The organism is Paenibacillus sp. FW104-T2 (assembly GCF_058789975.1).
This window is the reverse complement of the sequence record NZ_JBYTCE010000001.1, coordinates 228718-254117: the sequence shown is the minus strand read 5'-3', so window position 1 is coordinate 254117 and position 25400 is coordinate 228718. Positions and strand designations below refer to the sequence as shown.

Below are 25400 nucleotides of genomic sequence, written 5' to 3'. Positions count from 1 at the left end.
TCATGTCTATAAATGTAAAAAAGACCGCTATAATGCGGTCTTCGAGCAATGCTGCCTTGGCAGTATTTATTTCTGGTTCACTGGGATGAAAATGGTAAACTCGGGCTCCGGATCATATGGATCCTGATCCATCGGATACACTTCATAGTGTGTAAGCGGACCTTGCGACGCGGCATGGCCCTGTTCCTCAATCCAGGTATAGATTCGATTGTATGAAGCTTCCACACTCTGTCCTTTGACATGGCTGCACTTGGCGTAGTCATGTGCCGGGACATCAACCTTCACCATTCCAGATGGAATGGTTGATGCTCCATCTTCGCCAACCTCGACTGCGACATAATGGACAAATCCTGTATCTGTCGTATGATAGGACAATCCCAGAAGCTCCTGTGGATGGAGCACATCACTGATCTCCTGCAGACGACGCTTGAACTCCGTTTGCACCTCGCGAATGCCCCCTGCCCCTGCTTCAGCGAAGGTTCCCTCCCATTTCAGTCCGATAATGGTCGCCGCCTCCTTGCGTACCAACATTGAAGAATTGACTTGTTCCATACCCTCTCACCCTCTCATTCATGTTCTCCATATCTTCAAGTTGATCCTGTTGCCGTAAGTCCTGACTCTATTTTATACTAATATAGTGACAAAATCTGTCAGTATATCTATATTTCTCTCAGGAGCGGATGGAACATGACCAAAACGCAGCGTTTGATTGAACTTATGATGCGAGTGTATGACAAACCTACGTTTACCGCTGAAGAAATGGCTGCCGAATTCGGGGTTTCTTACCGTACTATGCTTCGGTATTTACATGAGCTTAGTGGAATGGGTGTGCCCCTATATGCAGAACCTGGACGGCGGGGAGGATATACCTTGCTGCAATCGGGTTGAGTGACGAATATGACAGGTCAACGAATCACCAAGGCTCATTCTTTTGAGCGGATGGGTACGTCCGCAGACATATGTGATCGGCCTTGAATTCCAGGCGCCTTTTACAGCTGTATATATGTCACAAGTGATGATTCCTAAGCTGTGGATTGAATTAGAACGCAGACAACATGAAATCCCCCGCCAAACCCGGCCGGGGGTGAAGACGGGCGTATCCTTGAGTCGTACACGCCTCTATCACTATATTGCCGGAGTAGAGGTATCCCACATCCATGAAGTGCCGGAAGGCATGGTCGGCATAGTCCTCCCAGCCCGTGAATACGCCGTATATTCCCATTTCGGTGCTCCGGATCGCGCAGAGATTGATCAGACGTTTCTCCTGCTCATGGACAAGTTGAGACAGCAGGGCCTTGAGCTTGACATTTCAGGCTATGCCTTGGAGATCCGGCCATCCGATCCTCCCGCCAGCATCACTATACATATTCCGCTGCACGGTACTAATCCTTGTGACGGCTCGCCAGAATTTGTTTATAGACCTCTATAGCCGCCTGCCTGGAAGCCTTCAGATCCACAATCGCACCTTCGCGTGGTTGATGGATATCCTTGCTGTGCAGATCCTTCAGATCAGGCAGCCATTTCCGGATATAATCTCCCTGGGGATCATACTTCTCCGACTGTGTTACCGGATTGTTTACCCGAAAATACGGAGCAGCATTTTCACCAAGTGATGCACACCATAACCAGTTCCCGCGATTCTGAATGTTGTCATAATCCAGCAGCTTGCGTCTGAAGTAAGCCTCACCCAGGGGAAACGGACACTGCAGGTTTTTGGTCAGGAACATCGCCGTCAGAATACGCAATCGATTGGGCATGCGCCCCGTCTCATTCAGCTCGGTCATCGCAGCATCAATAATTGGTATTCCCGTCTCTGCCTTGCACCAGCGTTCGAAGTGATAGTCACTTAACGGTGACAGATCGTATACCTTTTCGTATGTAAAATAGTGACTCTCATATACTGCACGGTACAGATAAAAGTCACGGAAGCACAGTTGTCTAATCCATTCGTCCGGCTGTTCTGCCCGGTAAGCGGCATCGTACATCCTGCGAATGGAGATGGCTCCTACCGCCACATAGGAACTCAAATGGCTTGGCTCGTATGCTTCATATTGATCCCGTTGCTCCCCGTACTCGGCGATACGCTCCTTCAGGAATGCATCGAGCAGCCCATAAGGCTCTTCTGCGGGGTCGACATCCATAAGCGCTGCTGGAACCCTGAATGAATCAGGAAACTTGATGGACAGCTTACTGATCTTAAGATCAGCTATCGTTAGTACCGAAGGAGGGTTCGGGAATTCATTCATAAACTCCACCCAGCGCCGGTGGAAAGCAGCGAATACTTTATAGGGTTCCGATTTGCCTGTAAAGTCAGCGAACCGCGGAAGATCGATCAGCAGATGATCCGTCAGCTGTGTGAACTTGGCCTGGTATTTGTCTACAACCTTGCGTATACTGCGATCCCTTTCGATCGCGTAAGGTGTCATATCCCGGTGAACGACCACTTCATCGATGATTTCTTCCGTGTGGCCCAATATGTAATCCACAACTTCTGCTGGCTTGCCATGTGCCACATGCAGCAGCTTGCCTGCCTCCCGGTACTGTCTGGCAAGCCCGGCTGCATGCCTCAGAAAGTTGATGCCGCCGTGTTCCTTATCGCGTCCCTGACGAAGCAAAAAGGGGTCGTAGATAAAAAGGTGCAAACTCTCATCTTCCTGGTTCTGCAAATAATCAAAAGCGTGCAGATCCTCCGTACGCAAATCCTTGCGATGTATGAATAATTTCACTACAATCCTCCCGCCCGGCCTGTGCCTATTTTGCCGTTAGTTCCTGAAAGAGGCGGCTCGTTTCCGGTTCCGGCTGATGCCCCAAATCCTCCAAGAGTGTCTTGGCAAATGATGAATATAATTGGAGTATGGCTGATCCATCACCCATGGATGCATACACCCTCATCATTAATCGGCAAATCTCTTCAGCATAAGGCTCCCTTTCCTGTAAATCGAGTAACTGCTCGGTGGCATCCTTGCCGCGTCCATGCTTCATGTTCCATTCAGCCAGGTCCATGACCAATCGTATATATTTTCGTCTTAGCTCACGGGCCTTCGATTGTGCCCAAGGGTAGTCATGCTCTTCAAGATAATCTCCGCGATATAACAACATGATCTCCCGCAGCTCTTCCACATTGGTAGAAGTGACTTCTGCATATCCCGCTCCTAGTTCAAACTGCTCCACGTCACTCACCAGATTGCCGGGCAGCAAACGGTACCGATTCATGTTGTATTCCAATTTGCCTGTCATACTCCATTCCTTCAGCAGTTTTCGAATCTGGTATACGGATGTATGCAGATGGGTTAACCCTTTTTCCAAGGTGACATCGGCCCATAATTTATCAAGCAGAATCTCTTTGCTTACCCATTCTCCACGATGGTGAAACAGAAATGCGAATAACTCTTGGGATTTGGTCGTCCTCCATCTATGCTTGGTTGCCTCCGGTTTCAGGCTTCTATAGATATCCAAATGTTTGAAGGTGAGCAGTCCCGGTAACTGGGCCTCATCCTCGGCAGCATTGGAAATGGGTTCCTTTACTTCCGCAGCCGCTGCCATTTCCGGCATAGCAGACTTCCAAGCAGCAATCCGGTCAATGGTTTTGCCCAATCTGGCCGAGCTTACCGGCTTCAGAACATAATCCAGTGCATGCAGTTCAAATGCTTCGACTGCATGATCGGCGTACGCTGTTACAAATATAATTCGAATGTTGTTATCTAGCTGCTGTATATACTCAGCCGCTTCCAGTCCGTTCATTTCTGGCATGCCAATATCCAGAAATACCACATCGACACGTTCTTTTGCCAGAAAATCCAGTCCATCACGAGCTGTTGAAAAACACTGCACGGGTGTAATCCGTCCGTCCGACAATAACAGGCGCTCCAGATGGAGCTGCGCCGGCTTCTCGTCATCGATTACAATGGCTCTCACTGTTCTTCCAGCCTCCTGCCCTTACTTAATCTTCTTCATTCTATATCAAAGGAATTACAGAATAGACTTTATCAACTTATTAGTCTGTTAACCATTATGATCGGTCTCGGCACAATTCTGGGATAATTACCCTCTGGGTAGAGGAATACGGAAACGAATTTTCGTCCCTTTGCCCACATGGCTTTGAATATTCAATCCCTCGCCATATAAGGACATTAAACGCCGGTTGATATTTTGCAACCCCACCCCTCCCGGTCCTTCCGTCCTTCCGGAATGAACCTGGGCCAAACGCTCCGGAGGGATGCCCACCCCATTATCTTCAACCTGGACGATGATACGATCATCCTCTCTGGCAATTTTCAGCGTCACAGTTCCACCCGCAGCCCGCTCCATCACACCATGACGAATGGCATTTTCAACGAGTGGCTGAATGCTGAGAGGCGGCACATAGATCCGAACGTCCGGTTCCACTTCAATGTTGACCACCAGTCGTTCTTCAAACCGGGCCTGTTCCAGATGTACATAGGACTCCACCAGCTCAAGTTCCTTGGTCAGCGGCACCAGCTGATCCCGGTTCTGAAAGTCGAAGCTCCCACGCAGATAGTGACTCAGTTCGATCAATAAATCTGTTGCTTTGTCCGGGTTAACGGCACAAGTAGCGATAATGACATTAAGTGCGTTATATAAAAAGTGGGGCTTGATCTGTGCCTGCAAAAAAGCCATCTCTGTACGAATGGCGCCTTGAACGGAGGCCCGCATTTCAATCAGGGTGCGAACCCTCGCACGAAGCTCCCCCGCATCCACCGGCTTGCTTAGGAAATCATTGGCACCAGCCTGGAAACCCAGCCTGATATCCTCAGGCAATCCACGCGCCGTCAGCATCAGGATCGGCAGTTCGGACAGGGAATTACACTCACGCAGTTTGCGGCATAATTCAATTCCGGACATCTGCGGCATCATCCAGTCGGTAATCACCAAGTCGATTCCCGGGTGTTGTTCTCGCATTTTCAATGCTGCAGCACCACTATCGGCAGAAATGACCCGGTAACGCTCTGTTGACAACAGATTGTACAATACCTGGAGATTTACCGGATCGTCATCCACAATTAGAATCGTATGCTCTGCTGCAGGGCCCTCTTCTGATTCACCCAGTTCTGTAGGAAGCCCTCCAGATGGATTAGCACGCTCGGCTGGCACGTAGCTCGCTGCAGTCGGTCTGGAAACCGTATGAAGCAGCGGCGTTTTGGCAATTGGCAGGGTGAAGTGAAAAATAGATCCCTGACCCGGTTCTGACTGGGCCCAGATCATGCCTCCGCCCAGCTCTACAAGTTTACGCGTAATACTGAGACCAAGCCCTGTCCCGCCGTTAATTCTTCCACTTGTACCATTCTCCTGCTCATAGGACTGGAATATATCCTCCAGCTTCTCTGGAGCAATGCCAACCCCTGTATCCGCCACAGACATTCGGATTTGATCCCCCTGCACAATTGCATATAACCGTATCTCGCCTTGCTGCGTGTACTTGTATGCATTGCCAATCAGATTATAGAGAATCTGCCGTAACCGATCCTCATCTGCTTCGACCAATGGCAGGGATGGAGGCCAGTCCTGTATTAACACAATAGGCTTATCCCCGAAGGTAAATCCTGAAACTTCAACCACTGTGCGTGCAACGGACTCCAGATCCACCGCCTCCCGCTTCAGCTCGATCTCACTATTCTTGAGCTTGGAGAAATCCAGAATGTCATTGACCAGCAGTGAGAGCCTTTTACCGGTAGACGTGATTATGGACAGGTTTCTGGCCTGCTTCGGCGTCACGGCCCCTGCCGCTCCTTCCAGCATGGACTGCGCAATATTAATGATGCCATGCAGCGGGGTCCTCAGTTCATGCGACGTATTGGCCATGAATTCATCCTTCAGGTTATCGATCACAAGCAAGCGCTCGGATAATGCCTCAACTTCACGAAAGGACTGCGCGAACCGGATCGCCGTAAGAATCATCTGAGCAAAAACAAATAACAATAGCTCATACAGGGCGAGAAAGGCCGTATCCTGCGTCGTGAATGCGCCGATGGTATACAAAATAACGACCATGAGGATGCTCATCATGCTGATCAGCACGTAATGGCTGTCATTGGGCCTCTTTTTCAACCAATAAAACATCGCTCGAAGAGTGTATACAATGACGCTAAGCGACACCATCAGCATTAGAGGCTCCAGTTGCGAGAATAGTACAGGAGACAAGGTCAGGCCGATAGCGCATTGCAAAATCACCAGCGTAATTCCCAGCCGTACGTACCATTTGTGAATTGCACCCGGAACAAGCGCATCCATATAGCGAAGCAAATAGTAATAGGCCAGTGCTGAACTTATTAATTGAAGCCTTAGAATTTCAGTATTCGGTAGAAACGGCACAAAGGTGCCCAGCAGTTTCTCCCCATGCGTCAGTGCATACATGGCTCCGGAGAGACTGAATAAGCCCAGGTAACGAAGCTCCTTCTCACTTCGGCGCAGCCTGAATAGCAGCAGGAAAAACGCCGCAGGGAGGATAAATCCGAAAAGGGTCATCAGATCCTTGAGCCAGTCCCACTGCTGGCTGTATAGAATGCTATGTTCATCTCCAAATAACAGTGAAGCTACAATTCCTCCCGAAGAGTATGTATAGTTGGAAACTTGAATGATGATATCTGCACGGTCTCCCTCAATTGAGGTAAACCCGGTGAACGGCAAGTTGTACTGGAGATCCGTTTCCCTTGTTTCACCAGGCAGTCCCCTGCCTCCGATCTCTTTGCCATCTATAAAAATACGGTGTGCCATACGAATATTCTTTGTACGAATGCCATAGTCATTCTTCTCGGAGCTGGGCCTGAGCTTGACACGAAGGTGATATGTTCCGTAGCCATGAGCTTCACCCATCGTCTTATTCCACCTGGCCGGGACTTGAAGAGCTGCAGGTGGCCCAAGTGGTTTGCGTCCGGACACATCAGCCTCAAAATCAACCGGGGTCAGTAATTGGTTCGGGTAGAAGTCCCAGACTCCGTCCAATGTGGCTGCACCCTTTTTGGTGAAATCCCATGTGGTCAAATCGATTATGCCTTGTTTAACTACCGGATTCCCACGTTCAGTTATAATACTCTGCACAATCCACCCCACAGGGAAGACAACAATACAAATGAAACTAATCGTCAGCATAATCCAGTGCTTTTTCATCGATGAAGTCCTTCTGACACGTGACGATAGGCGTCACTTTTTGTCGTTTTATCTTCATGATCCATGTTACACGTTTCTGCTGCCCACGGAAATAGAAGGAAACTAAAAAGAATCACATTTTTAAGGCGGTTACCATCTCGTGTGAACTCTCCATCAAAAGCTTACAAAATAAAAAAAGACTGCCAGCTGTTAATCAGGAAATGACCCTGATCGCAACTGACAATCCTCTCTTACCTGCTTACAACCTGCGCCAGCTTCTGCACGATGCCTGACCAGCCCTGCTCCATTCGCTCGCGCACGATGGCATGGGCCTGTCCGAATTCAGTCAGTTTATCCGCATCCCAACCGCTGTGAATCAACGTAAATGCCGTACCTTCTTGCTGTTCCTGTAGTTCGAAGGTCAGTGCCCAATCCTTGCCCCATTGAAAGGATAGCTTATGAAGCGGCTGAACTTCCATAACCCGGCATGGTGATTTGCCAAAGGGGCCGGCCTCCAGCACGAATTCATGTCCTTCCACCGGCTCCAGATTACTTGGCATAAACCAGGCTTCCATGCCTTCTGCTGTTGAGACGGTCTCCCATACCTTTTCCAGCGGTGCATGAAGTACCAATTGCTGCCGAATGTCCGGCAGTGCACTCGATGATGTCATAACCATCGCCTCCTTGAATAGATATTACTCATTGTTCGGGATATGAAGATAGGTGTCAAATGAATTCATTTAACAACCGAATCTAGCATTGGATCTCCTCTTAAACGAACCTCATCTTGAACGCATATATAAAAGATGTATCACTCCCGTCTTAGTCTGCACTGAACGATGGAATCCCAACCGTCACCGATTGGCTATCAAAATGCAAAATCAGGTCGCAGCATAAGGTTCACCTTTGCCACGACCTGTCTTCCGAATTTCTATATTGTTTCAGATAAAATTAATAACCGCGGGAATATTGCTCCGCAATCGCTGCCTTATCCTTGCTGACACCAAGCTCCAGAGCCGCATGGTTAGCCCAGTACGGATCGCGCAGCATGCCTCTGCCCACTGCAACCAGATCGGCATCGCCGTTGCCAATAACGGCTTGAGCGAGAGCTCCATCATCCAGCAGCCCTACTGCAATCACCGGAACGTTCAGTTCTTCGCGGAAACGACGGGCAAATGGAACTTGATAACCTGGGTAGTTACCCGGCTTCCGTTGTCCTGCAGGTCCTTCTCCGCCAGAGCTGATGTGGAATATGTCCACACCTGCTGCCTGATAGGCACGAGCCAGATCCAAGGTGTGCTCAATATCGTAGCCGCCATCAGCGTATTCAACTGCAGATATGCGCATGATGAGCGGCATGTCTTCCGGCATTTCCTTTTTCACTGCACGAATAATCTCAACGCCGAATCGAGCCAGATCCTGTCCATATACATCCTCACGATGATTCATCAGCTTGGAATGGAACTGGTGAATAAGATATCCATGTGCTCCGTGCAGCTCAATGGCATCCACTCCAGCCTGCACTGCGCGGCGAACACCGTCTGCAAATTTCTGAACCATGGCTTCTACCTCTTCGGTAGTTAATGCACGAGGCTCCCTGTAGTCTTCACCCGGGAAAGTGACCACGGATGGGGCTACCGGCTGCTCTGCATCCTCCGCTTTTCGCCCAGCATGTGCAATTTGAATCGCCACTTTCGAGCCATGGGCATGCATGCCATCCACCAGCTTGGCAAAAGCCGGAATATGCTCGTCCGACCAGATGCCCAGGTCGTTATCGGTAATACGGCCATCCGGTTCAACGTCTGTCATTTCGATAACAATCAGACCTGTACCCCCAACCGCACGACTTACATAGTGAACCTGATGCCAATCATTCGGGATGCCATCCTTGGCCGTTACCGAGTACTGGCACATTGGCGCCATTACTACACGGTTATTCAGTTGAAGCCCCTTGAACTGATAGGGGGAAAATAATTTCTCTGACATATGGTTACATCTCCTATTCAATATATTGATATATGTTGAGGCAATCGCTTGTTTTTCAACATGAAAAACAGTTACCCAATCTTGTCAGTCTTTCTCATCAATCCGACTACCATTCTCTATTATGAAGCAGCCTCCCCTGAATGCAAGTACGTACATTTTTGTGCCATAGTACCCTTTTTTATACCTAGAACTAATCCGCCAGCACTTCTAGCCCCTACACGAAGTAGGTCCAAAACATGATATGATACCTTCATACACAGGAGATCATATACCCAACCTATAATATAAGTTGTATCTAACCCTTAGACGAAAACGGAGAGGGCAGAAACAACCTGTAGAAGCGAAGCTAAAAGCTTTCTGAAAGAAAGCTGCGTCGGAAGCATACACATCGCCTTTATAACCGGATTTTCACCTTTATATTTAATCAAAAAATCTGGGGATAACAGCGATCAGAGGGTTGTTCTGACCTCGTAGTGATTCGTTCCAAGAATAGTGATAACTTATATATCAACCCAAACTGAAGGAGCGATGATGGTGAAAGATATTTTAATCGAGCGACTGACAACGTATGCTCAAATGGATACACAATCGGATGAAAACAGTGAAACCTGCCCCTCCACACCGGGCCAACTCGCTTTGGGAGAATACCTTGTAGGCGAATGCAAAGCCATTGGTTTACAGGACGTAACGATGGATGAGAACGGCTATGTCATGGCTACTCTGCCATCCAACACGGATAAGGAGGTTCCCGTAATCGGCTTCCTGGCTCACTTGGATACAGCGACAGACTTCACTGGCAAAAATGTTAAGCCACAGGTCATTGACCAGTATGATGGTCAGGATATCGTATTGAACCAGGAGCTGGATGTGGTACTGTCTACCACTGACTTCCCCGAACTGCGTGAATACAAGGGTCACACCCTCATGACAACAGATGGGACAACCTTGCTGGGTGCCGACAACAAGGCAGGTATTGCCGAAATCATGACGGCAATGGCCTATCTGATCGATCACCCGGAGATCAAACACGGAAAGATCAGGGTTGCCTTCACTCCCGACGAAGAGATTGGACGCGGACCGCATAAGTTTGACGTGCCTGCTTTTGGAGCCAAGTATGCCTACACGGTAGATGGCGGACCACTGGGAGAGCTTGAATATGAGAGCTTCAATGCGGCTGCAGCCAAAATTACAGTCAAAGGTACGAATGTTCACCCTGGAACCGCAAAAAACAAAATGGTCAATTCGGCCAAAATCGCCATGGAATTCAACCGCCGTCTGCCTGCGGAAGAAGCTCCCGAATTCACGGAGGGGTATGAAGGATTCTACCATCTTATATCCATTGAAGGCGATGTTGAGCAAACGCAGCTCAGCTATATCATTCGTGATTTTGACCGGGCGAAGTTCGAAGAGCGCAAAGCCTATGTATTGAAGGTTGCGGAAGAACTCCAAGGCAAGTATGGCGAGAAGAGCATCACCGTTCAGCTGAATGATCAATATTACAATATGCGTGAGAAGATCGAACCTGTGCGCCAAATTGTTGATATTGCGCATGAAGCCATGACTCGTCTGGACATTGAGCCCGTTATTCGCCCCATCCGCGGAGGAACTGACGGTTCCCAGCTCTCGTATATGGGCATGCCTACACCAAACATCTTCACAGGCGGCGAAAACTACCACGGCAAATTCGAATATGTTTCGGTTGATAACATGGTGAAAGCCACTCAGGTTATCGTGGGGATCGCTCAATTATTTGAAGAACGCGGCGACATTTAATCATCGGCACCGTCCATCGATTACACGGTTTAGATAGCAAAGAGCACCCATTGCTTAGGCATAGGGTGCTCTTTGCGTTACATTTGAGACTTTCACGTCCATGGGACCGATCTCATTCATACATGTTCCCTCCGGCAATCTCACGCAGTTCCTCCAGATGGCAGATGACAATCTTGCGCTGTTCCTTACGGATAATCTGCCGATTACAGAGGTCATGAATTACCCGGTTCAGATGTCGGTAGCTCGTCCCCAGCATATCTGCCAGCTCTGTCAGCTTGGACGTTTGGATCTCTTCCGTCACCTGCTCGCCCTGTTCCATCGTTGACAACAGATAGCTGGCAAACCTGCTTTCCACCGGGTACAGCAGATTCAGGCTTGATAAATTGGAGAACGTATACAGTTTATGGGTCACATGACTAAGCATGAAATGAAGGAATCTCGGATTATCCGCATACGTGTTTTGAAGGTAACGGTAGCTAACGCCCAGCAGAAGACTTTTGTTGACAGATTCAACCGTATTCTTCGCTTCCTTTCCATTGACCAGCTCCAGATCGCCTACGAGGGCTGGCGGCGTGCTGAAACGGAGCAGCAGTGACTTGCCGTTTGGCAGTGTCGTATAAATCTTCAGTTTGCCTTCAACAAGAAAATAGAACCGTTCCGGCCGTTCTCCCTTCGCACATATAATTTCACCTTTGGACGCTTCCAGTAGTCTTAATTCCGCAAGTGCAGGCTCATCCAGCACCTGATCCAAGCCATGTTCCCGTGCCAGCTGACGCATTCGTCCAAAATCCATGATTTCTCTCATTCCCGGTAACCCCCACCCAAGTATTTAACGTATAGAAATGGACATATGTCCCAATTTCGGCATCAGACGGCTCCAATATCCTGATATAAAAATAGTTACAACTAGCACTTATATCCAATAAATCATTTTACATGGGAAAATTCTCAGATTTCGTCCGTAATTCGTCATCATTTTATTTCAAAATGGAGTTAATGATAGCGCAATCTTATCCGATGATAATTAAAGCATTAGGTACGTTTTTTGAATTTAATCGCAAATTAGGAATAATGAAAGGATGGTTCGACCCCATGAATGTTGTAGATGCACTTCTGAAAGTTATGCCTTATATTAGCCTGATTCTTCGAGAACCAGCCGGTTTGACTGTGTATGATCATGAGAAAGTATTGTACGCCGTTGCCAATGAGAGATTCAATCTCGGTTTTCAAAAAGGAGAGCCACTGCTGGATGATTATAAAAACTTTACAGCTCTGACCAACGGGCGCGAACCTTCGCTCACCAAACTGCCCGCAGAAGTCTACGGGATTGAGCTGGATATTTTGAACATTCCTATCTTTGATGACAATAATGAAGTTGTCGCCATTTTCTGCATATCTTACGATCAATCCAATCAGAATCAGCTAGAAGCCATTATACAAGAAAATCAATCCATTAATAGCAACCTGGTGGAGATGGTTCAGCATGTGGCAGCTCATGCCGAGGAATTGCAGGCGACCAGTGAACAAATTCTGGAGAACACACGCCTTGCAGTCCAAAACTCCGCCCAAATCAATAAGGTTGCCGGATTCATCCGGGAAGTCTCTGAACAAACCAACCTGCTCGGCCTGAATGCTGCTATTGAAGCAGCACGTGTAGGTGAGGCTGGTGCAGGCTTTGGTGTGGTTGCTTCTGAAGTGCGCAAGCTCTCAGTGGACGCCAAACAGGCCACAACCGATATTGATGCAAGTCTGAAAGACGTCCAACAGGTCATTAAACAGATGGAAGTGGAAGTTTCACAGATTGCTGCCTCTTCCCAGGAACAAGCTACCCTTGTATCCTCCTTCACCGATGTCATTGAGAAACTGAATGAAACAGGCGACCGCATGAAGATGCTGGCGGATCAACTGATCAGTTACTCTGTTCATACAAAGTAAAATGGTATCCTGAGCGATCAATATGTACTGAAAATATATCGAATAATGAAACAGGACCCCGCGCGCCCTATTGGCATCGTCGGTGTCCTGTTTTTTTTATATTACCCGGCTCTTATCACCCGAGCTTCGTTAATCCTATTTTTCAATCTTCATCTCTTGAATTCCTGTTACGCCCGCTTCAGACTCCCAGCACTCCACCTCACCCGGAATACGAATAAGGTCACGGGTAAAGACAGGGTCACGCCCCTCAGCCTTCTGTCTTTTGTAATCCTTCAGCGCTTCAAACGTGACCTTGGACAACATGAGGATGGCAATCAGATTGACGACGACCATCAGCCCCATAAAGAGATCCGCCAGATCCCAGACCAGCTGGACTTTGGCTATTGCACCAAACAACACCATGGCGATAACGCCAATCCGATACACCCACAGCCACATTTTATTGGACTTGATAAACTCAATATTGGTCTCCCCGTAATAATAGTTCCCGATGAGTGTACTGAAGGCAAACAGGAATACCATAACAGCCAAAAAGCCTGATGCCCAAGATCCGATATGCACACTTAATGCCGCCTGGGTCAATTCGATGCCCCCCAGATTGGAGCCTTCGTAAACTCCGGACAGCAATATAATCATGGCCGTACTTGTACAGATGACAAGTGTATCGGTCAGGACGCCAAAAGCCTGAATAAGTCCCTGCTTGACCGGATGTGTCGTATCCGCCGTAGCTGCGGCATTAGGTGCACTACCCATTCCCGCCTCGTTGGAGAACAATCCACGCTTGACGCCGTTCATCAGCGCAGCACCCAATGTACCGCCGGCGACCTGCTCAATCCCGAAGGCATTTTTTACGATTAGCATGATCATGGCTGGAAGCTGGGTGATATTCGCCAGCACAACAAATGCAGCAACCCCGATATACAGCACAGCAAGGACCACCACAATGTATTCGGAAGCCTTGGCAATCCGCTTCACACCGCCCATAATGATTCCGGCAAAGATCACCGCCATGACAATACCTACCGTCAATCGATCGAGGCCGAACGAATTCTGGAATGCCACAGTGATCGTATTGGACTGCACAGCGTTAAAGACAAGGCCGAACGATAGCGTAATGAGAATGGCAAACAATACCCCCATCCACCGTTTGCCTAGCCCACGTTCCATATAATAAGCCGGTCCTCCGCGGAAGCCCCCATTATCCTTCACTTTATAAATCTGTGCGAGTGTACTCTCTACGAAACTGGAGGCTGAGCCGATAATAGCAATGATCCACATCCAGAACACAGCACCCGGTCCCCCAAGAGCAATAGCCAGCGCTATTCCCGTAATATTACCGGTACCTACACGGGCAGCCATGCTAATACAGAACGCCTGAAAAGGCGAGATTTTATCCGCTTCCTTGCTCTTGGGCTCAGCCAGCACCTTGACCATGTCTCCGATCATGCGGAACTGCATGAAACGGGTCTTGGTCGTGAAGTAAATCCCGCATACTACCAGCAATAGAATCAACAGCTTGGACCATAAAAAATCGTTGAAAACAACGACAATATCTTGTATTGTTTGCTCCATTGGCGATACTCCTTTTATTCAACTATTGTAAACAGCATTCCGTTTGCATGTCTGAGCGTAAAATTCCCATACTATTGCATATAGAATCCATGGCATAACTCTGAATGATGATCTTTCGTTCCGATTGGCATTTGTACCATTCCACACAAATCTTAGCCAGCTCATTCAGATGTTACTTATACTACAGTCCTATCTACTAAAAACGACACTTTCCTACAACGAACATTGGATTTTTTTTATAAAAAGGCCGTTTTCAGCGAAACTTTGTTACGTTATCTGACATATTGTCTTATTGCTGCATGGCTGGTTCTATGCAGAAAGGAAATGACGAAGTAAGATAGGAATTAAAATGAACCCAATTCGCGACAGTTCATCTGTCTGCAGCATACATTGGCCCAATTACATCCGCTAAAGAGAAAGGAGGGTAACGAAAATATGCGCTATTTTATCGTGGATGATGATCCTGGCGTTCGTTCCATGCTGATGGATATTATTGAAGATGAGGGATTAGGTGAGATTGCCGGAGAGGCAGAGGACGGGGCTCACATTCATGCCGAGCTGCTGGAATTACAGAAGGTAGACGTACTGCTGATTGATCTGCTCATGCCCCATCGTGATGGAATCCAGACCGTACGTGCACTGGAAGGAAGATTCGAGGGCAAGATCGTGATGATCTCCCAGATTGAATCGAAAAACATGATCGGTGAAGCCTATTCGCTAGGCATTGAATACTACATTACGAAGCCGATTAATCGGCTGGAGATTCTATCCGTTCTCCGTCTGGTCGAGGAACGTCTGCGGATGCAGCAGTCCATTCAGGATATTCAGCGGACATTGCAGGGATTGACCGGCATTCAATCTGCCGGACGCCATACCGCACCTGTCCCTAACCAAACGATTGCGACCGCTGGACATTTCCTTCTGTCGGAGATGGGCATGATCGGTGAGACAGGCAGCAAGGATCTGCTGGACATGCTCGAATATCTGGAACAGATTGAAGCTGAAGATCATACCATCTCGCCTTATACATTCCCGTCGCTCAAGGATATTTTTCAGAATATAGCCATACGCAAACTGGGAACGGATGCCTCGGTCACCGAGATAACCAAAGAGGTCAAGGCCTCTGAGCAGCGTGTTCGCCGGGCGATATTTCAGACCTTAAGTCATGTGGTGTCTCTGGGATTAACCGACTATACACATCCCAAATTCGAGAACTATGCGTCTAAATTCTTCGATTTCACGGAAATTCGCAAGAAAATGCTGGAGCTGCAGAACAATGTGGAGCCTTCCTTGTCCCAGACTCGAATAAATACCAAAAAATTTGTTCAGGTACTGTATATGGAAGCCAAGCGGCTTTTGCACTGATCAGCTGCCAAAATACATGCGGGCATGAATTAACAGGAATCAAAGCAGCTTCGAGAAAAAAGCTGTCCTTCCGGTTATGTTCATGCCCGCATCGTCGTATGTACTCATCTATGGTTGTCCTACTATTATATGAATCCCTCAAGCTCTTGTCTGGTTTCGATTCATTCGATTATATTCATTAATCAATTCATCCAATGCCATGGATTGTCTGATGACATCCGGATGCCCAAGCCCACCCTCGTGATGTTCTACCAACATATGAAGGTTATGTCTGGCTTTTTCGATTTGATTTTTTAAATCCAAACTCATAACCATGCCTTTGACCTCCTTATTTCTGTGTTATATTTTAGTTTTTACTGTCAATCTATAGTTGGATTAACATATGGCATAGTCGGCATGGATGTTTTGTATCCTTCCCCAGTTTTTGAAAGTCATGAATGACTATGTTTGCCCGGATGCCGCAAAAGTGGCGCTGCCAAGCCATTTTTACAGTGAGATGAATGTTTTGCATCCATATTTTCTCCCCCTATCCTACTTCTTGTATGAATGTGTCTTTATTGTGTATTTTGGAAAATGAACAACAAAAACACCCCTTTGGCAGGCAAACTGAGCAAAAGAGGCCAACCTGCATGCTATAGAGGGGTGTTTGAGCGTTCAGGATATCAGATTCGTGCGGTGAACAAATTCCTTTCCATAACCGGGCCATTCAGGTACAATAGGGCGATGTGTGTGTCCGGACCCGGCGGATACGAAAGTTACTAGAGGATTGTATACTTGTTTACATCCTGATTTGATATCATTGGAGGCTCATCAACACCATGCAAACCGATTCACGGACTCAAGTTAAAATCATAAACGCCGATCCCAGCGCAATGGGATTATTTGGGCTGGCTATTGTGACCCTGGTCGCTTCCTCCCAGAAACTTGGCATTACAGACGGGCTCAGCTATGCGATCCCATGGGCGATCTTCCTGGGTGCATTTGCACAGTTGTTCGCCTGTATCCAAGATTCCAAACGCAATAATACATTTGGCACGACTGCTTTTGGCGCATACGCATTTTTCTGGTTTGCGATGGGTGCCAACTGGCTGATCAAAATGGGCGTGTTTGGCTCCACCCTGGCAGAACAGGCTGACGGTAAGCAGCTCGGATTTGCTTTTGCCGGATACCTCGTATTCACCCTGTTCATGACACTAGGCGCTGTGGAAGCCAATAAAGTACTGCTCATCATTTTCATTCTGATTGATTTCCTGTTCCTTGGCCTGACGTTCGATGCTTTCGGCGTAGCTCCTCACGTGTTCCATACCATCGCAGCATATGCTGAAATGGGTATCGGTATCGTGTCGCTCTACGGCACAGGAGCTTCTGTACTGAACGCTCACTTTGGCTATACGTTTTTGCCCATCGGCAAACCGTCCGGCATTTTCAAAGCCAAGGCTTAATATACAGCAGCACCAAACCGCCCGCGCGCCGGTCCGCGCCTGGCGGTTTTTTTGACAATCATGCAATCATTGGGATATGAATTTGGTGGGCACCTATACTAGGAATAACATGAATAGACGATAGACCTGGCACATGCTTCAGAGACGCAGCAGCCAGAGGGTCAGGAGGAAGAAACATGAGAGAGATACCTAAAGCTACGGAGTTCGAACAGGCGGAGAAAAAATATGTGCGCGAGACGCGCTGTTTCAAGACTGCACGAGTATTTCCGACCGATGTGAACAACCATAACACTTTATTCGGCGGCAAGTTGATGTCCTATATTGATGATATTGCATCCATTGCCGCTTCCAAACTATGCCGGGTCAATACAGTAACGGCTTCAACCGACTCCGTCGACTTTCTGTATCCCATTAACCCAACTGATTCCGTTACACTGGAATCCTTTGCTACCTGGACGGGACGCAGCTCTATGGAGATATTTGTGAAGGTAATCCGTGAGGACTTGAAGACAGGAGAGAAAAAGATTGCGGCAACAGCATTTCTGACCTTTGTGGCGTTGGATGAAAATAATCGAAAACTCATTGTCCCCCGACTTATTCCGGAAACGGAAGAAGAGAAGAAACTATATGAGACCGCTCCGGATCGGGCGGCCATGCGGAAGCAGCGGCGGGAAGAGAGCAAGAAATTTGCTGACTTCCTTACCGTCACCTATCCTTGGGAGTAGTTACAACATCAGCTGGAGGTAGCCGGATACGTGGACACTGCTCTGCTATCCGGTAGTTCCCCGCCCATGGAGACCGTCCATTGCTGATACTTCCGGTAAGCAGCTCCGCTATCCAGTAGACTTTGGCATGTATAAATACCCTCTTCAATCGAATCAACACGGCCTGTCGCATACAGACGGAAGCCACCATTCAACAACACCTGATTCACAAAAGCGATATGTCCCTCTCCGCTGAGCACCGATTGTGCCACTTCAAACTGTTTCGCAGCTGTCCATGCCATCTCGGGTACAGGAATATCCAGCTCATAAGCGGCAGGGTCCACCAGTTCCAGTCGTGTATCTCCGTTTTCCACAGCATACACACGTGTAGGCCGATCAATATAGAGATCTTCCGAACCCTCCATTCCCTGCACCACGTAAGCACGGCGGTATCCAAAGCGGGTTAGCAGCTTCGCGATCCGGTCCAGAAATGTATTATGAAATACGCCAAAAACAAGATACGGTGAATGGTTAAAATCAATCAGCTTCTCCGCTGTGTTAAACACGGTACGAAAGCCAAGTTCTTCTCGAAGCGGTCTTAGCTGCCGAAGCGGAGCGCACCAGTCTTCGGAAGATACGTACATAACATCCGTTCTTTGTGCCGCCACTCTGGCTTCTTCCCGATTCATTTTCCTTGTATCAATACCTGCTTCCCTGAGCAGCATGGACAGGGTTACCCCCCACTTGGGCGGCAGAGGTTCGCTTCCGTGCAATGTCACCGGAAGCCCGGCTGCTGCCAGTACAAAGGCAACCGGAAAGGTAGCCATGAACGATTTGGTACGTCCATCATACGGACCTGCACAGTCCAGTCCATCCTGGAATACGGACAGGCGATCTGCGCTGTTCCGGCACGCGTGGACAAAGGCCTCCAGCTCCTCGACATTCTCCATTTTCATCCGCTCCGCCATAAGAAAAGCGGCCGTCTGAGCAGGTGATACCTCCTGTCTCAGAATATGCTCGGCAACAGCCAGCGCTTCGGCATAATTCAGATCACGCGAACCACGTTTTCCACGTCCAACCTCCCTGAGAATCTCAGACATATCCATGATGCATCCTCCTTTCAATTACGACTGGAGCAGTTGATGCGCCTTTACGATTGCCGTGGCGACATCCACCATCCGTTTACGTTCATCCATGGCTCTCTTGCGTAACAAGTCATAAGCTTCCGACTCGGAAATTTGCTTCAGATCACATAAGATAGCCTTCGCCATATCTATCCACTTTCGATCCTCCAGCCGGGACTGCAGCTGTTTCCGTTCCTGCTCCCACTGCTTGCGTTCCATATAACGCTTGGCGGCAAAGTGCAGCGTCCAGTGTATCTCAGGCCCAATCATGGATGGGGTCAGTATTCCATCCATTGAAGTCTCTACCTCGCAGGATTCCACCGAGGAAGAGGCTGTATCCGGTGCGCACCACCATATCAATGGGGTGTTCACCTTCCCCTTTCCCAGGCAGCGTACCCAATATTCCACATCGGCCAGCGACAGATGCAGGATGGATGCCTCTGCTTCAGCTGCCAGCCTCAGAGCCTCCGTCTCATTGTCTGTCACCTGCACATGGTACCCGTTCGCCCCCAGCAATCTCTCAGGAGTTAGAGGGATTGCATCGGATGAGGCCGCTATCGTTGGTTCTACACGGATGACCAATAATGATCGCATGATGGATCAATCCCTCCCTAATGCATAGGCAGAATGGTTAGCTTAAACACCTAAAATGGTTCATCAAGATAATATGTTATATAACCTAACAATATCTTAAGTTGAAAATATACATGTTTGAAACTGATTAGGCAGGTCGGTAACCTTTTGGGCTAATTTCCGTAATTATAAAAAGGGTTCTATTCTAACTCCGTCTCTTGTTATTGCCGAGGGTTGTATGCCTCTTCTTCCCTGTAACCGCTGCGGCTGTTAGCTTGCACCTTGCGATACAGGCCCTTCGTTCCTCGTTCAGTTCTTGTTTCCATTACACACATGTAAACATAATTAACTTCAAATTTCAAATACTTTTTTGTGTTAACTATATTGACATGAGAGGAAGGATCTTTTATAGTTAGGCCATAACAACTCCATATTTAAACGATCACAGTTACAACGGCGTAGCTGGTTGAAACGGCAATGAAGCCTGTTTTGCAATCTCGGATCCATGGCATGCGTATGCATATGCGCAGTCCTCCGAGGCATGACAGGCTTTTTCTATTTTTCCGGAACGAAAAGCGAGGCAGTTCGCAGAATGGAACCAAGGGGGCTAATCACAATGAGTACAACGAAAAAACTGGTGCTGGTCGGCAATGGTATGGCAGGTATTCGTACAATTGAACATATTCTTAAACTCGCTCCGCATGCTTATGAAATTACGGTTTTTGGTGCTGAGCCACACCCCAACTACAATCGCATCATGCTCTCCTCTGTACTTGCAGGCGGCACGAGCATTGAAGATATCGTAATCAATGAATGGAGCTGGTACGAGGATAACGGCATTCGGGTGTACCCAGGAGATCCCGTAATTCGGATCGATGCCGAGCGCAAGGAAGTGGTGTCCCAGGCTGGTGTCCGCGCTTCATATGACGAGCTGATTCTGGCAACCGGATCACAGGCATTCATTCTGCCCTTACCCGGAGCAGACAAGGAAGGTGTCATCGGTTTCCGTGATATCAAGGACTGTGAGACGATGATGGCAGCCTCGCAAAAGTATCGCAAAGCGGCTGTAATTGGTGGTGGACTGCTTGGGCTGGAGGCTGCACGCGGGCTGCTCAATCTGGGAATGGATGTCACCGTTATTCATATTAATGGACATCTGATGGACCGGAATCTGGACCTGCCTGCAGGCCTGATGCTTCAGCGGGAGCTTGAGGAGCAGGGCATGAAGTTTCTTCTCAACAAACATACGGAAGAAATTACGGGCAAACATCGCGTGAAATCATTGCGCTTCACGGATCAGACAGTGCTCGAGACCGATCTGGTTGTTATGGCTGTCGGCATTCGCCCTCAGGTTGAACTGGCCCGTCAGGCAGGCCTAAACGTGAACCGCGGCGTCATCGTAGATGATTACATGAACACCAGTATTCCTGGCATTTCGGCAGTCGGTGAATGTGCAGAGCACCGCGGCATCGCGTATGGATTGGTAGCCCCGCTGTATGAACAGGGCATGGTTCTGGCTAAACGTCTTTCCGGTGCAGCAACCGAAGGATATGAAGGGTCTGTGACGTCCACCAAGCTGAAGGTATCCGGTGTGGATGTATTCTCTGCAGGCCAATTCAAGGATGCGGCTGATACTCGCAGCATTCGTATACAGGATGACGTAGACGGGGTTTACAAAAAAATGGTTATGAAGGACGGACAGCTTATCGGAGCTGTACTGTTCGGAGATACCTCAGACGGTGCCTCCCTCTTCTCCCTCATTAAAAGTGGTGAGAATATCAGTGGACGTGAAAAGGAAATTTTGCTCGGGGTATCTGCCGGCGGTTCAGGGTCCGGCCCGTCGGTAGCCGAGCGGATGGCAGCTATGCCAGATGATGAAATTGTCTGCGGCTGTAACGGTGTCACCAAAGCTGCCATTGGGGACGCTGTACTCAATAAGGGATGCAATACGCTTGGTGCCATCAAGTCCTGTACCAAAGCTTCCGCCTCATGTGGGGGATGCAAGCCCATTGTTGAATCGCTGCTCGTCCATTATGCAGGGGATGCTGCCTTGGAACAGGTGAAAGAGGGCATCTGCGGCTGTACCTCCTACGACCGCGATGAGATTGTTGCCCAGATCAAAGAGATGGGGTTGAAAACCGTCAAGGAAGTCATGAATGTCCTTGGCTGGAATGAACCGGAGGGCTGCTCCAAATGTCGTCCGTCCCTTAACTATTACCTTGGCATGATCTGGCCAGCTGAGTACGAAGATGAGCGGGTATCCAAGTTCACGAACGAACGCTACCACGCCAATATTCAAAAAGACGGAACCTATTCGGTCATCCCCCGGATTTATGGTGGCGTCACTTCCCCAGCAGAACTGATCAAGATCGCAACCATAGCCGAGAAATATGATGTACCGATGGTGAAGTTCACAGGTGGACAGCGCCTTGACCTGCTCGGTGTACAAAAGGAAAACTTGCCGAAGATCTGGGAAGAGCTCGATATGCCTTCCGGATTTGGCTACGGGAAGGCGCTCCGTACGGTGAAAACATGTGTCGGCAACACCTTCTGTCGCTTCGGAACTCAGGATTCCATTGAGATGGGCATTCGTCTGGAGAAGAAACTCGACAAAATGGTTGCTCCAGCCAAAGTGAAGCTTGCAGTCTCTGGATGCCCGCGGAACTGTGCGGAAGCCACCATTAAGGATCTGGGCGTTGTCGCGATTGACGGTGCATGGGAACTGCACGTTGGCGGCAACGGCGGGGTCAAGGTCCGCGCAGCAGAATTACTGTGCACCGTGAAAACCGATGCCGAAGTCGAAGAGTGGACTTATGCTTACCTTCAATATTATAGAGAAAACGCACGCTGGAATGAGAGAACGGCAGCCTGGATTGAACGTGTTGGTCTGGACCATGTGAAGAAGGCACTCGAAGACCGTGAAGAGCGCCTGGCTCTGGTCGAACGGCTTGAACTGACACTGGGCCGCACCGTTGACCCATGGAAGGAAATTATTGAAGACGAAAAATTGCGTAAAAACTTCACCCCACTCGCTGGCACCCAGCCGGCAGCACACTAAAAGAGGAGGATCAGCGATGAATCGATTGCGAATTGGACATCTGGCGGATATTGACGAAAAGGGAGCTCGGACGTTTACGGTCTTGGATACCGAGATTGCCGTCTTCAAATTGAGTGATGGAACGCTGCACGCCGTAGAGAATCGCTGCCCTCACAAGGGCGGCAGGCTGTCAGAAGGCATGGTATGCGGAACGGCTGTCCACTGCCCGCTGCATGACTGGAAAATCGACCTTCGCAGTGGCAAGGTACATGAGCCGGATGATGGATGTCTGAACACATATAAAACCGAGGTCGATGATCACAGCGGTGAGATCTACATTACCATTGCAGGTTAGTCTTTAACCATTTCATATGTCTGACATCATGAATCAGGGAGGTGTGCACGATGGATTTTGTTAAACCGGCAGAAGTACTGCAATCGATGGTGGACGCAGGTGAGACTAAAGCCAGAATGAACCGGGTGCAGATGTTAATCCGTGGTTTTCTGGCCGGGGCGATTCTCGCTTTTGCAACAACGCTGGCATATACCGCTGTATCTCAAACTTCCGTTGGTTTGGCAGGTGCACTGATATTCCCTGCAGGGTTCGTGATCATTATTCTGCTCGGACTTGAGCTGGTGACAGGCAGCTTCGCCATGATACCACTCGCGGTGATGAAACGCAGAGTCACACTGATGGATATGCTGCGTAATTACTTCTGGGTAATTGCCGGCCATATACTGGGATGCCTGTTCTACGCTCTGTTATATGAACTCACGCTGACGAAGATGGGAACCGATATGAGCAGTCCCCTCGTTCAAACGCTGATTCAGACCAGCGAAGCCAAGACGCTCGGATATCAGCATCTGGGCGGCGCAGGTATGGTTTTGGTCATCATTAAGGCTATTTTATGTAACTGGATGGTAACACTAGGTGCAGTCATGGCGATGACGTCCACCTCCACACTCGGTAAAATCGTGGCCATGTGGCTGCCGATTACGATATTTTTTGCTCAAGGATTCGAACACGCTGTTGTAAATATGTTTGTCATCCCGGCAGGCATGATGCTGGGTGCTGATGTCAGTCTTGCCGACTGGTGGCTGTGGAATCAGATTCCGGTGCTGATTGGTAATTTCATTGGTGGTGCCCTATTTACCGGGTTAGGGCTGTACGCTGCACACCGCTGGGGAAGCCCCATCCCGATGGCATCCAAACTCGCAACCATCCATGGCGGTCGTTCAGGATTGGCCAATGCCGAGTCTGCGTCCAAACTGGGGACACGATCATGAGCCGGGGCCTGGTAAGTATCGTAGGCGCTGGACCTGGAGATCCAGAGCTCATTACGGTGAAAGCTCTGAGACGCATTCAAACGGCAGATGTACTGCTGTATGACCGACTGGTGAATGATGACTTGCTTGCCGAAGCTCCTGAAGCAGCACTCCGAATCTATTGTGGGAAGGCCCCTGGGCTGCATTCCATGAGTCAGGAGATGATTGGTCGGTTACTGGTTGCTCACGCTGCGGAAGGCAAACAGGTGGTTCGGCTCAAAGGCGGTGACCCGTTCATCTTCGGGCGCGGCGGTGAAGAAGCGCTCGTGCTGGCTGAAGCCGGAATTCCTTTTGAGGTCATTCCTGGCATCACTTCCGCTGTGGGCACATCCGCCTCATCCCTGATTCCGTTAACCCATCGGGGAGTGGCTTCAACCTTCGCTTGTGTCACAGGTACAGGCAGTGATGGCCGTGTATCTTCCGTTCGCTGGGATCTGCTCGCCCATAGTGTTGACACACTGGTAATCTACATGGGTATCAGCCAATTACCCCTCATTCAACGTGAATTGCTTCAATCCGGTAAAAGCAGCAGTACACCAGCAGCCTTGATTGAACGCGGAACCACCGCGAACGAACGGATCATTACCGGCACACTCGGCCAGCTTCACGCTATTTCCCTTTCGGAAAAGGTTAATAATCCCGCGCTAATCATCATTGGCGAAGCCGTTCTCGTACGCGAACAACTGATTCAGCTCCAGCAAGCAGCAGACACCTCTATGACGGGATAGCTGTCGTTTCCCTTTTCTCAATCCAACAGCATACGTTCGTGAATGGTCCGACCCTTCTGTCCTGGTTCTATCAGCAGACGGGTCGGTTTGATGTTTATTAATGCCGTCAACTGCTCCCCCATATAATGCGCAGAATATTTGAATCCAATCTCTGCCCAGTGCATGATGACACCCACCGTCGCAGATATCAGGTAGCTCAGCATAATATCGTAATTGATCGTGTACTCACTATCTTCAGTTACCAGCACGAAATCCTCGGTCAAGTATGTCCGGAACATATTGCAGAGCCTTAGGGCCATATCACCATGCATGGTGATCAAGGCACGGAAGACATCCTGATGAGCTTCGATATATTCAAATACCGGCATAGTCGAAGGAAGCAATCCGGTCATATCCACTTCCTTTAATTCAGCATACGGCTTGGCATAGGCTTGACCCACTCCCTGCATGAAATCCTCCAAAATGAAATCAAGCAGTTCCGGCTTGCCAGGAAAATGCAAATAAAAAGTGCCCCGATTGTAATCTGCACGCTCTGTAATGTCACGAATAGTGACGGCGTCGGCTCCCTTTTCCAATATTAATGAAACCGTCGCAGCGATAATCGCATCCTGCGTTCTTCGTGCTCTCCGGTCCTGGGGGTGTTCGATAATCAACATTTTCGCCTCCTTTGTCCATTATTGTAACCTAAATGAACACCGCTTACATCTGTGTCCGATACCAGACATAAACGC

At 48.8% G+C, this 25400-nt stretch carries 23 protein-coding genes; 11 read left to right on the top strand and 12 right to left on the bottom strand.

Features of this window, described 5'->3' with window-relative positions:
• Positions 1-66 precede the first annotated feature (66 nt).
• Positions 67-531, bottom strand: a complete 465-nt coding sequence (locus AC3WQ3_RS01125; RefSeq protein ID WP_492471198.1) for a GyrI-like domain-containing protein — start codon at positions 529-531, stop codon at positions 67-69.
• A 156-nt stretch (positions 532-687) separates the two neighbouring features.
• Here AC3WQ3_RS01125 and AC3WQ3_RS01120 point away from each other — a divergent pair, with 156 nt between their 5' ends.
• Both AC3WQ3_RS01120 and AC3WQ3_RS01115 read left to right on the top strand, forming a co-directional pair.
• Positions 688-888, top strand: a complete 201-nt coding sequence (locus AC3WQ3_RS01120; RefSeq protein WP_492471197.1) for a helix-turn-helix transcriptional regulator — start codon at positions 688-690, stop codon at positions 886-888.
• A gap of 43 nt (positions 889-931) precedes the next feature.
• On the top strand, positions 932-1429 hold the full coding sequence (locus tag AC3WQ3_RS01115; RefSeq protein WP_492471196.1) for a GyrI-like domain-containing protein: 498 nt from the start codon (positions 932-934) through the stop codon (positions 1427-1429).
• Here the strand turns inward: AC3WQ3_RS01115 and AC3WQ3_RS01110 are convergent.
• The 5 genes from AC3WQ3_RS01110 to AC3WQ3_RS01090 form a co-directional block, all read right to left on the bottom strand.
• Positions 1383-2726: a cryptochrome/photolyase family protein gene (locus tag AC3WQ3_RS01110; protein ID WP_492471195.1), complete on the bottom strand. Its 1344-nt coding sequence runs from the start codon at positions 2724-2726 to the stop codon at positions 1383-1385. The genes AC3WQ3_RS01115 and AC3WQ3_RS01110 overlap by 47 nt on opposite strands.
• 25 nt (positions 2727-2751) lie before the next feature.
• The gene (locus AC3WQ3_RS01105) at positions 2752-3915 is read right to left on the bottom strand and encodes a response regulator (protein WP_492471194.1); all 1164 of its coding nucleotides are present in this window, start codon (positions 3913-3915) and stop codon (positions 2752-2754) included.
• Between the two features lie 126 nt (positions 3916-4041).
• Positions 4042-7125 carry an ATP-binding protein gene (locus tag AC3WQ3_RS01100; RefSeq protein ID WP_492471193.1) on the bottom strand — a complete coding sequence of 1028 codons (3084 nt, stop codon included), beginning with the start codon at positions 7123-7125 and terminating at the stop codon, positions 4042-4044.
• Between the two features lie 230 nt (positions 7126-7355).
• Entirely contained in the window at positions 7356-7781 is a 426-nt protein-coding gene (locus AC3WQ3_RS01095) for an SRPBCC family protein (protein ID WP_492471192.1), read from the bottom strand.
• A 274-nt stretch (positions 7782-8055) separates the two neighbouring features.
• Positions 8056-9090 (bottom strand): NADH:flavin oxidoreductase/NADH oxidase, encoded by a 1035-nt coding sequence (locus AC3WQ3_RS01090; RefSeq protein WP_492471191.1) that lies wholly within the window; start codon positions 9088-9090, stop codon positions 8056-8058.
• 534 nt (positions 9091-9624) lie between these two features.
• Between AC3WQ3_RS01090 and pepT the strand changes: the two genes are divergently transcribed.
• Positions 9625-10863, top strand: a complete 1239-nt coding sequence (gene pepT / locus AC3WQ3_RS01085) for a peptidase T (RefSeq protein ID WP_492471190.1) — start codon at positions 9625-9627, stop codon at positions 10861-10863.
• A 112-nt stretch (positions 10864-10975) separates the two neighbouring features.
• On the opposite strand, the gene AC3WQ3_RS01080 is transcribed toward pepT, so the two are convergent.
• Positions 10976-11668, bottom strand: coding sequence for a Crp/Fnr family transcriptional regulator (locus AC3WQ3_RS01080; protein WP_492471189.1), 693 nt, complete (start codon positions 11666-11668; stop codon positions 10976-10978).
• A gap of 287 nt (positions 11669-11955) precedes the next feature.
• Between AC3WQ3_RS01080 and AC3WQ3_RS01075 the strand changes: the two genes are divergently transcribed.
• A complete protein-coding gene (locus tag AC3WQ3_RS01075; protein ID WP_336782431.1) occupies positions 11956-12798 on the top strand; it encodes a methyl-accepting chemotaxis protein in 843 nt (280 codons plus the stop codon).
• Positions 12799-12933: 135 nt separating this feature from the next.
• Here the strand turns inward: AC3WQ3_RS01075 and AC3WQ3_RS01070 are convergent, their stop codons facing one another.
• Positions 12934-14370, bottom strand: coding sequence for an alanine/glycine:cation symporter family protein (locus tag AC3WQ3_RS01070; RefSeq protein WP_492471188.1), 1437 nt, complete (start codon positions 14368-14370; stop codon positions 12934-12936).
• 435 nt (positions 14371-14805) lie between these two features.
• On the opposite strand from AC3WQ3_RS01070, the gene AC3WQ3_RS01065 reads away from it, so the two are divergent.
• A complete protein-coding gene (locus tag AC3WQ3_RS01065) occupies positions 14806-15735 on the top strand; it encodes a response regulator (RefSeq protein WP_336782433.1) in 930 nt (309 codons plus the stop codon).
• Positions 15736-15873: 138 nt separating this feature from the next.
• Here the strand turns inward: AC3WQ3_RS01065 and AC3WQ3_RS01060 are convergent, their stop codons facing one another.
• A complete protein-coding gene (locus tag AC3WQ3_RS01060) occupies positions 15874-16050 on the bottom strand; it encodes an aspartyl-phosphate phosphatase Spo0E family protein (RefSeq protein WP_127537468.1) in 177 nt (58 codons plus the stop codon).
• 503 nt (positions 16051-16553) lie between these two features.
• On the opposite strand from AC3WQ3_RS01060, the gene AC3WQ3_RS01055 reads away from it, so the two are divergent.
• Together AC3WQ3_RS01055 and AC3WQ3_RS01050 are read left to right on the top strand one after the other, a co-directional pair.
• Complete coding sequence (locus AC3WQ3_RS01055) at positions 16554-17177, top strand: acetate uptake transporter (RefSeq protein WP_127537469.1); 624 nt, start codon at positions 16554-16556, stop codon at positions 17175-17177.
• Positions 17178-17353: 176 nt separating this feature from the next.
• Positions 17354-17902: an acyl-CoA thioesterase gene (locus AC3WQ3_RS01050; protein WP_127537470.1), complete on the top strand. Its 549-nt coding sequence runs from the start codon at positions 17354-17356 to the stop codon at positions 17900-17902.
• 8 nt (positions 17903-17910) lie between these two features.
• Here AC3WQ3_RS01050 and AC3WQ3_RS01045 read toward each other — a convergent pair whose 3' ends face one another.
• Positions 17911-18987, bottom strand: a complete 1077-nt coding sequence (locus AC3WQ3_RS01045) for an anthranilate phosphoribosyltransferase (RefSeq protein ID WP_492471187.1) — start codon at positions 18985-18987, stop codon at positions 17911-17913.
• An 18-nt stretch (positions 18988-19005) separates the two neighbouring features.
• Positions 19006-19599: an ANTAR domain-containing response regulator gene (locus AC3WQ3_RS01040; protein WP_336782438.1), complete on the bottom strand. Its 594-nt coding sequence runs from the start codon at positions 19597-19599 to the stop codon at positions 19006-19008.
• Between the two features lie 595 nt (positions 19600-20194).
• Here AC3WQ3_RS01040 and nirB point away from each other — a divergent pair.
• The 4 genes from nirB to cobA are packed head-to-tail and all read left to right on the top strand — an operon-like array spanning position 20195 to position 24669.
• Complete coding sequence (gene nirB / locus AC3WQ3_RS01035; protein WP_492471186.1) at positions 20195-22636, top strand: nitrite reductase large subunit NirB; 2442 nt, start codon at positions 20195-20197, stop codon at positions 22634-22636.
• Positions 22637-22652: 16 nt separating this feature from the next.
• Positions 22653-22970 carry a nitrite reductase small subunit NirD gene (nirD, locus tag AC3WQ3_RS01030; RefSeq protein WP_095360200.1) on the top strand — a complete coding sequence of 106 codons (318 nt, stop codon included), beginning with the start codon at positions 22653-22655 and terminating at the stop codon, positions 22968-22970.
• Positions 22971-23020: 50 nt separating this feature from the next.
• On the top strand, positions 23021-23902 hold the full coding sequence (locus tag AC3WQ3_RS01025; protein ID WP_336782441.1) for a formate/nitrite transporter family protein: 882 nt from the start codon (positions 23021-23023) through the stop codon (positions 23900-23902).
• Positions 23899-24669 carry a uroporphyrinogen-III C-methyltransferase gene (cobA, locus tag AC3WQ3_RS01020; RefSeq protein ID WP_154894536.1) on the top strand — a complete coding sequence of 257 codons (771 nt, stop codon included), beginning with the start codon at positions 23899-23901 and terminating at the stop codon, positions 24667-24669. The genes AC3WQ3_RS01025 and cobA overlap by 4 nt, the downstream gene beginning before the upstream one ends.
• A gap of 17 nt (positions 24670-24686) precedes the next feature.
• Here cobA and AC3WQ3_RS01015 read toward each other — a convergent pair whose 3' ends face one another.
• Entirely contained in the window at positions 24687-25322 is a 636-nt protein-coding gene (locus AC3WQ3_RS01015; protein WP_183523196.1) for a TetR/AcrR family transcriptional regulator, read from the bottom strand.
• Positions 25323-25400: the final 78 nt, after the last annotated feature.

What these genes read in the sequence shown, in the direction of transcription:
- nirB (WP_492471186.1), top strand. Translation starts at nt 20,195, where the DNA reads ATGAGTACAACGAAAAAACTGGTGCTGGTCGGCAATGGTATGGCAGGT.
- AC3WQ3_RS01125 (WP_492471198.1), bottom strand. Translation starts at nt 531, where the DNA reads ATGTTGGTACGCAAGGAGGCGGCGACCATTATCGGACTGAAATGGGAG.
- AC3WQ3_RS01050 (WP_127537470.1), top strand. Translation starts at nt 17,354, where the DNA reads ATGAGAGAGATACCTAAAGCTACGGAGTTCGAACAGGCGGAGAAAAAA.
- AC3WQ3_RS01095 (WP_492471192.1), bottom strand. Translation starts at nt 7,781, where the DNA reads ATGGTTATGACATCATCGAGTGCACTGCCGGACATTCGGCAGCAATTG.
- AC3WQ3_RS01040 (WP_336782438.1), bottom strand. Translation starts at nt 19,599, where the DNA reads ATGCGATCATTATTGGTCATCCGTGTAGAACCAACGATAGCGGCCTCA.
- AC3WQ3_RS01100 (WP_492471193.1), bottom strand. Translation starts at nt 7,125, where the DNA reads ATGAAAAAGCACTGGATTATGCTGACGATTAGTTTCATTTGTATTGTT.
- AC3WQ3_RS01120 (WP_492471197.1), top strand. Translation starts at nt 688, where the DNA reads ATGACCAAAACGCAGCGTTTGATTGAACTTATGATGCGAGTGTATGAC.
- AC3WQ3_RS01080 (WP_492471189.1), bottom strand. Translation starts at nt 11,668, where the DNA reads ATGAGAGAAATCATGGATTTTGGACGAATGCGTCAGCTGGCACGGGAA.
- nirD (WP_095360200.1), top strand. Translation starts at nt 22,653, where the DNA reads ATGAATCGATTGCGAATTGGACATCTGGCGGATATTGACGAAAAGGGA.
- AC3WQ3_RS01065 (WP_336782433.1), top strand. Translation starts at nt 14,806, where the DNA reads ATGCGCTATTTTATCGTGGATGATGATCCTGGCGTTCGTTCCATGCTG.
- AC3WQ3_RS01070 (WP_492471188.1), bottom strand. Translation starts at nt 14,370, where the DNA reads ATGGAGCAAACAATACAAGATATTGTCGTTGTTTTCAACGATTTTTTA.
- AC3WQ3_RS01090 (WP_492471191.1), bottom strand. Translation starts at nt 9,090, where the DNA reads ATGTCAGAGAAATTATTTTCCCCCTATCAGTTCAAGGGGCTTCAACTG.
- AC3WQ3_RS01025 (WP_336782441.1), top strand. Translation starts at nt 23,021, where the DNA reads ATGGATTTTGTTAAACCGGCAGAAGTACTGCAATCGATGGTGGACGCA.
- AC3WQ3_RS01055 (WP_127537469.1), top strand. Translation starts at nt 16,554, where the DNA reads ATGCAAACCGATTCACGGACTCAAGTTAAAATCATAAACGCCGATCCC.
- cobA (WP_154894536.1), top strand. Translation starts at nt 23,899, where the DNA reads ATGAGCCGGGGCCTGGTAAGTATCGTAGGCGCTGGACCTGGAGATCCA.
- AC3WQ3_RS01060 (WP_127537468.1), bottom strand. Translation starts at nt 16,050, where the DNA reads ATGGTTATGAGTTTGGATTTAAAAAATCAAATCGAAAAAGCCAGACAT.
- AC3WQ3_RS01045 (WP_492471187.1), bottom strand. Translation starts at nt 18,987, where the DNA reads ATGGATATGTCTGAGATTCTCAGGGAGGTTGGACGTGGAAAACGTGGT.
- AC3WQ3_RS01075 (WP_336782431.1), top strand. Translation starts at nt 11,956, where the DNA reads ATGAATGTTGTAGATGCACTTCTGAAAGTTATGCCTTATATTAGCCTG.